The sequence below is a fragment of the Stenotrophomonas sp. 3diitr2024 genome, assembly GCF_042136455.1.
GTDB classification, from domain to species: domain Bacteria; phylum Pseudomonadota; class Gammaproteobacteria; order Xanthomonadales; family Xanthomonadaceae; genus Stenotrophomonas; species Stenotrophomonas sepilia.
This window is the reverse complement of the sequence record NZ_JBHHMJ010000368.1, coordinates 1-6,952: the sequence shown is the minus strand read 5'-3', so window position 1 is coordinate 6,952 and position 6,952 is coordinate 1. Positions and strand designations below refer to the sequence as shown.

Below are 6,952 nucleotides of genomic sequence, written 5' to 3'. Positions count from 1 at the left end.
CACATCGCGGGTGAAGCCACGGACGATCCCTTTCCTGCGGAAAGGGATCTGACCCCAACGCTGCATCAACCGGATCACGCGGCGGCGTGCAGGGCCTGCAGCAGTGCCTGCCCCGGGGCGGAATGGAACCACGCCGGGTGCCCCAGCATGAAGGGTTGCCACGCCACGTCGGCATTGGCGGTCGAGCCTGTGACGCCCTCGAAATACTCCACTTCGGACAGTGCGAAGTCGAAATGCACCATCGGCAGCAGGTCGGCCAGCAGGTGCACGCGTGCCGCCGACAGCGGCAGCACCTGGCGGTAGCCATCGAGCAACGCCAGCGCGATATCGATGCGCACCGCCTCCATGCCGCGCTCCAGCTCCAGCCATGCCACGGCGTTGCGCTCGATTGCGGTAGCCAGGTCGAACAGTGCACTGGTGGGCGAGGCCAGGCCGAAATCCAGCACGGTGCTGACCTGCCCGTCGCGCCACAGCAGGTTGGAGACATGCCAGTCGTTGTGCGCCCACAGCCGTGGTTCGTCGCGCAGGCGCTCGGCCAGTCCCGTGTGCCACGGCAGCACGTCACGCCGCAGCTGTGCTTCCCACGGAATGCGCGCGAGATAGCGGGCCAGGCCGGGGCGCGCGTGCAGACCTGCCTTGATTGCGGCGATCGGATCGTCGGCGCGGATCAGGTCGTCGCGCGCCACCAGCAGATGGGTGCTGCGCTGGGGCGCGTGGTAGCTGGCGGCGGCGCGATGCAGCTGTGCGAGTGCGCGTCCGGCTTCGTGGGCCTGCGCGACATCGGTCAGCAGCGACCACGACACCGCGTCGCGGTACAGGTCATCGCCTGCGCCGACGTCGTGCAGTTCAAACGTCCAGTCACCGTGTTCGACCGCGGTGTGACCATCGGTCGCTGCCAGCACCTGCGTCACCGGCACGCCAGCAGCGTCGAGATGGGCGATGAAGCGGTGTTCTTCTTCCAGGCAGGCCGCGTTGCGCACGCTGTGGTGATGGCGCTTGATGAATACCGCGCCGCGCGTGCCATCGACGATGGCGGCAGCCGACAGCGGTCGCGGGCTGTGCCAGCGCGGTTGGCTGCCGCTGTCCAGCTGCGGATAGCACTGTCGCAACCACGCGATGTCCGCCGCGCTGATCGGTGGCCAGTCGGCAGCGACCTCGTCGTTGTTGAGGCCCTGCACGCGGTGGGAGGTAGACGTCATGCCGCAGCCCGAGAGGGGAAAGTCACATCCAAGGCTGCGCATTCAACGCCATGCGCGCGGCCAACGCAAACGGGCGGGTCATCGACCCGCCCGTTTCTGCCATCGGCAGGGTAACGCCGCCGTGCCGCTTACCAGCCGCGATGGCGACCGCGGTCGTGGTAGTAGCGGTTGTCGTAATAACGCTCGCGCTGCCAGCGGCGGTCGTCGCCACGGTTGTAGTAGCCGCTGCGGTAGTAGCCACGATCGTAACGGCGGTCGTAGCGATTGTCGTAATAGCGACGGTCGCGGCGGTCGGAGGTGGTCAGATTGCCGATTGCGCCACCGGCCACGGCACCGCCGACGGTGGCCGCAGGGTCGCCGTTGGAGAGCAGGTTGCCGGCCACGCCACCGACCACGGCGCCGACCAGGGTGCGCTTGTCCTTCCTCGACATCGCGCTGGCATCGCTGACCACGGCGACACCGGCAACCATCGCCAGAGCCATCGCCAGACCACGGAAGCTGAGTGTGGAAGTACTGAGCATGTTCGTTCTCCTGTGAGGTGCATGCCACGCTGGGCAGGGAGGGCGCGGGGCGCCCCGGCTGCCGTGATGTCCACGCTGGCGTTCCAACATTGCCGGAACATTGCCTGGTGCACCGAGCGGCTTGCGCATTCATCTAGCGGCAGGCGGCATGAAGCAAGGCTGAAAGCGGCTGCGGCCGCTCAGCTGGCGGAAAGGAAAGGGCCGCAGGGGCGGCCCCGCCCTTCTCTGCCAGGGCGTTGGCATGTCCGACGCCCATCGCCTTCTGGGCCTGCCGCGCCTGCTCCTGCGGGGTCTCCTGCTGCGGCTGCAGCACGTCAGGCGCGCTCTGCACCGCACCGCTGCGAAGCGCCAGGCTCTGCCCGCTGGCGGCCGGACATGCGCCGGTCGACTCCTTCGACCTCGCATTGTTGCCGGGGCTATTATGTGAATCGCGTCTCAGATTTTCCCGTCACGCAGATAGTCGAACAATTCGGCATCGCCCTTCAGCCCCAGCTTGAGCATCGCATCGCCCTTCTGCCGGCTGATGGTGCTGACGCTCTTGTGCAGCAGCAGCGAAATCTCCTTTACCGTCATGCCGGTGCCGAGCAAGCGCAGCACCTCCACCTCGCGCGGGGACAGCGGCTTGCCGTCGCCCTCGCGCATGCGCCAGCTGCCGGCCGCTTCCACCCGCTCGCGCAGGCTGCGGCTGATGTAGGGCTGGCCGCGGTAGACCGACTGGATGGCCTGTGGCAGTTCGTCCATCGACGAACTCTTGTCGACCAGGCCGAGCACGCCGCTGTCGAGCACCATGCGCAGGATCGCCAGGTTGCTGGAGACGCTGAGCATCAGCACCGGCAGGTCGGGATGGCGGCGGCGGATCATGCCGATCATGGCGAAGCCGTCGGCCTGCGGGCTGCCCGGCATGGAGTAGTCGGTGACCAGCAGGTCACAGGGCTGGCTGGCGAGCAGGGTCATCAGCGCCTGCGCGCTGTCGGCCTCGCCGACCACGCGGCCGACGCCGCTCGACTCGATGACGGCGCGGGTACCGATACGGACCACGGGGTGATCGTCTGCGATGATGATGCGCAAGCTCATGCTCTAGTATGGCCATCGGGCACGCCGGACCGCGACCATCGCGGTCCCTGGCAGGATTCTAGGAGATCGACGCAGATGCGTAGGTGGGCTGTTCGCGGGCTGCTCCTGCTGCTGGCGGTGCTGGCGCTGCCCGTGGCCCAGGCACAGCCGGCCCCTGGCCTGCTGCCGCTCAGCCCGTTGCAGCGCGAATACCTGGTGGCGCATCCGACCATCGTTGTCGGGCAGTATGACAGCGGCTGGCCGCCCTTCGAGTCCCTCCGTGATGGCGAGCAGGTCGGACTGGGACCGGACTACCTGTCGCATCTTGCTCGCCAGCTCGGTGTGAAGGTCGAGGCGCGCCGCTATCCGGACTGGACATCCGTGCTGGATGCGGCATGTCGTGGCGAAATCGACGTGGTGATGAATGTCGGCCTCAGTGCCGACCGCACCCGCTGCATGGTCTATACCGCGGCCTACAGTGAGGCGCCGCTCGCTCTGGTGGGCCGGCCCGATGACCTGCGTGCCTCCGACATGCCGGACCTGGATGGGCTGAGGGTGGTGATCGAACAGGACTTCCTGACCGGTCCGCAGGTGCGCGCCCGATTCCCGCGTGCCCGCCAGCTTGTCGCAAACGACACGTTGAGCGCATTGCAGATGGTCATAGACGACAAAGCGGACGTCTACATCGGCAATGCCTTCGTCGCCACCGAGCTGATTGCCAGCCGGCGCCTGCAGGGCGTGGCGCTGTTGCGGCCGAGCGACCTGCCCCCCGAACGGTTGCACTTCGGCATTCCCAACAGCAAGCAACCCCTGGCCGAAGCCCTGGACCTGGCGCTGGCCGCGACCAGCCAGGCCCAGCGCGATGCCCTCGCACAACGCTGGTTGTCACCGCCGCACTGGTCGGCATCGGCGCAGCTGGCGCTGAGCCAGGCCGAGAAGCGTGTGCTGGAGCAGCCGCTGATGATCGGTTTCGCGCCGAATGCCGCGCCCCTGTCGTTCACCGGCGAGGATGGCCGGCCCAGTGGCCTGGCCAGCGAGTACCTGCAGCGCCTGATGCAGGCCGGCGCCAACCTGAAGGTCGAGAACAGCCACGACTGGTACGAGGTGCGTGAGAAGGCCCGCCGCGGTGAACTGCAGGCGGTGATGGGCATACCCGTTGATTCGCGCTACCTGGGCCCGGACTGGGTGTTCAGCCAGCCCTTCATCAGCGTGCCGAACGTGATTGTGGTCAGGAGCGATGGCGAATCGCTGCTGGGCCTGGCCGACCTGCAGGGCAAGCGCGTGCTGCTGTCCGACCCGGAGCGCGTGCGTGGCTATGTGCAGCAACAGGCGCCGCAGGCCCGGATCATTGCTGCGCGGAGTGCCGAGCAGGCGCTGCAGCGCCTGCTTGAGGGTGAAGCCGATGCCTATGTGGGCAACCTTGCCGTGGTCGATCACCTGCTGCGCAGCCGTTTCCCGGGGCGGATGCAGGTCGCGGCTCCGGCCGGTTTCAACGACCAGCTGGCGCTGGCGGTGGATCGCCGCCATGCGGCCCTGGCCACGACCTTCGATCGCCTGCTGCTGCAGATGACCCCACGCAAGCGCGAGGCGTTGCGCAGCGCCTGGCTGGCGGTGGAGTACCGCAATGGGGTCGACTGGAGCAATCTGCTGCGGTGGGGCGTGCCCGTGCTGATGGTGCTGCTGACCGCACTGCTGGTGCATGGCGTGGGCCATTGGCGGCTGCGCCGTGAGGTGGCAGGACGCCGCCAGCTGGAGCAGCGCCTGGCCGAGGTGACCGACAACCTGCCGGCGGTGGTCTACCAGGCCCGTCGCGATGCCGATGGCACGCTGAGCTTCCCGTTCATCGCCGGCGACCTGCCTGCGTTGTTCGGTATCACCCGGCAGCAGGCCGAACAGGATGCGAGGGTGTTGCTGGAACGCGTCGAGCAGGAGGACCGCGCGCGCATCCTGCATTCCATCGAGCAGGCCGCGCACCAGTTCGCGCCGTTGATCCTGGAGTTCCGCCTGCGCAGCGACGGGGAAGGCGTGCGCTGGGTGCGCAGCCAGGCCCATCCCTACGCCGCCGAAGAAGGCGCGGTGATCTGGAGCGGGTACTGGGTGGATGTAAGCGAGGCGCGGATGCAGGCCGATGCACTGGCGGCGGCGAAGGCGGACGCCGAGCAGGCCGCTGAGGCCAAATCGCGTTTCCTGGCCACGATGAGCCACGAGATCCGTACGCCGATGAGCGGCGTGCTGGGCATGCTGGAGGTGCTGGCACACTCACCGCTGGACAGCGAGCAGCAGCGCATCCTCGGCGTGATCGAGGATTCGGCGCAGATGCTGCGGCAGATCCTCGACGACATCCTCGATTACTCGCGGCTGGAAGCGGGTGCACTGCGCCTGGAGCCGGTACCGCAACCGCTGCGGCCGCTGCTGGAAAGCGTGTGCCGGTTGATGTCGGCGCAGGCCAGTGCACGCGGGCTGGAGCTGCATGTGCAGATCGACCCTCAGCTGGCGGCAGCGCACGAAGTGGATGGCGTGCGCCTGCGCCAGATCGTGTTCAACCTGCTCAGCAATGCCATCAAGTTCACTGCGCGCGGCGAAGTGCGGCTGCAGCTGGAGGTACTGGGCCCGACCGCCGACGACGGCAGCCAGCCGCTGTGCCTGAGCGTCACCGACACCGGCATCGGAATCGCACCGGAACAGCTGCAGCACCTGTTTGCGCCGTTCACCCAGGCCGGTGCCTACATCCAGCGCGACCATGGTGGTACCGGCCTCGGCCTGAGCATCTGCCAGCGCCTGGTGCAGATGATGGGCGGCGAGCTGGAGCTGCACAGCACGCTGGGCGAGGGCACCCGCGCCGAGGTGCGGCTGGCGCTGGTGGAGGCAGGCAGGGGTGACGTTGAAGCGCTGGTTGCGGAGCAGGAGCAGGCGGCGCTGCTGCCGCCGGCGTTGCGCGAGGCACGCGTGCTGGTGATCGAGGACCACCCGACCAACCAGGCGATGATGGCGTGGCGGCTGCAGCAGCTGGGCGTACCCCATGTGCTGCTGGGCGATGGCCAGCAGGCACTGGACCGCTTGTCATCGGAGGCCTTCGACCTGGTCATTACCGACTGCCGCATGCCGGTACTCGACGGCTTCGGTTTCACCCGCCTGTTGCGCGAGCGCGAGGGCCGTACCGGCCAGCCGCGGCTGACGGTGCTGGCGCTGACCGCCAGCGTGCTGGACGACGATGCGCGCCGCTGCCGCGAAGCCGGCATGGACGAGGTGCTGGCCAAGCCGCTGTCGCTGGCCACGCTGCGCACCGCGCTGCTGCGCTGGCTGCCGCAGGCACAGGGCCAGTCATTCGATGCGCCGGTGCAGGAGACTGTCGCCGACGACGCTGAAGTGCTGCCTGATCTGGCCACCCTGCAGCAGCGCTATGGCTCGCGCGCCGTGGCTGAGCAGCTGCGCGACAGCCTGTTGCAGGCCAGTGAAAGTGATCTGGCGGCGGTGCAGCGCGCCGTGCGGGCCGGTGACCGCGCGACTGCGGCGCTCCACCTGCATCGCCAGGCGGGCGGTCTGGGGGCGATCGGGGCAAGCGCACTGGCCGGGCAGGCCAACGCGCTGGTCGAGCGCCTGCAGGATGCGACCGAGGCCGATCCGGCACCGGTATTCGCCGCTGTAACGGCGTTCGTGGCAAGGCTGCAGCATCAGCTGCAGCGACTGGCTCACTGAGCCGACTGCTGTTGCAGGTAGGCGATCACCAGCGCGCGGCGTTCGGCGCTGGGAAAGGCGTTGTACATGCGCGTGCCGGGCACCACGTGGGTGGGCGACTGCAGGAACGCGTCCAGGGTCTGCGCGCTCCAGGTGATGTCGGCGCGGCGCATGCCGTCGGAATAGCCGTAATCGGGCAGGCTGCCGGCGCGACGGCCGATCACGCCGTGCAGGTTGGGGCCGAAGCGGTGGATGCCGCCAGGCTGCACGGTGTGGCAGCCGGCGCACAGTTCGAACGCGCGCTGCATGGCCTGCTGGCGGGCCTGTTCGGGCGTCGCCGGCGCCGCAGGCGGGCGCTGGCAGGCCGTGGCAAGCAGGGCCACGGCAACGGTGGTGAGCAGGCGGGAGGCACGCATGGGCGGGCAGGATAGCGGTGCGGTGGAGCGGCCGGACTGCGACACGCGGTCGCAGCCCGGGGCGATCACATGCCCGAGTAGTTCGGGC

General features: G+C 68.5%; 5 protein-coding genes. 1 reads left to right on the top strand and 4 read right to left on the bottom strand.

Translation table 11 applies throughout. The features are described 5' to 3' along the window. Window positions 1-74 precede the first annotated feature (74 nt). The 3 genes from ABGA94_RS09295 to ABGA94_RS09285 all read right to left on the bottom strand — a co-directional run bounded on the left by ABGA94_RS09295 (window position 75) and on the right by ABGA94_RS09285 (window position 2,794). Window positions 75-1,199 carry a phosphotransferase enzyme family protein gene (locus ABGA94_RS09295; protein WP_375367100.1) on the bottom strand — a complete coding sequence of 375 codons (1,125 nt, stop codon included), beginning with the start codon at window positions 1,197-1,199 and terminating at the stop codon, window positions 75-77. Window positions 1,200-1,327: 128 nt separating this feature from the next. Next, window positions 1,328-1,720, bottom strand: coding sequence for a glycine zipper 2TM domain-containing protein (locus tag ABGA94_RS09290; RefSeq protein WP_134955544.1), 393 nt, complete (start codon window positions 1,718-1,720; stop codon window positions 1,328-1,330). Between the two features lie 435 nt (window positions 1,721-2,155). After that, entirely contained in the window at window positions 2,156-2,794 is a 639-nt protein-coding gene (locus ABGA94_RS09285) for a response regulator transcription factor (RefSeq protein ID WP_005420808.1), read from the bottom strand. Window positions 2,795-2,869: 75 nt separating this feature from the next. Between ABGA94_RS09285 and ABGA94_RS09280 the strand changes: the two genes are divergently transcribed. Next, window positions 2,870-6,469, top strand: coding sequence for an ATP-binding protein (locus ABGA94_RS09280; protein WP_005420805.1), 3,600 nt, complete (start codon window positions 2,870-2,872; stop codon window positions 6,467-6,469). On the opposite strand, the gene ABGA94_RS09275 is transcribed toward ABGA94_RS09280, so the two are convergent. Further along, window positions 6,463-6,864, bottom strand: a complete 402-nt coding sequence (locus tag ABGA94_RS09275; RefSeq protein ID WP_053497753.1) for a cytochrome c family protein — start codon at window positions 6,862-6,864, stop codon at window positions 6,463-6,465. The two genes, ABGA94_RS09280 and ABGA94_RS09275, sit on opposite strands and share 7 nt — an antisense overlap. Between the last annotated feature and the right edge of the window lie 88 nt (window positions 6,865-6,952).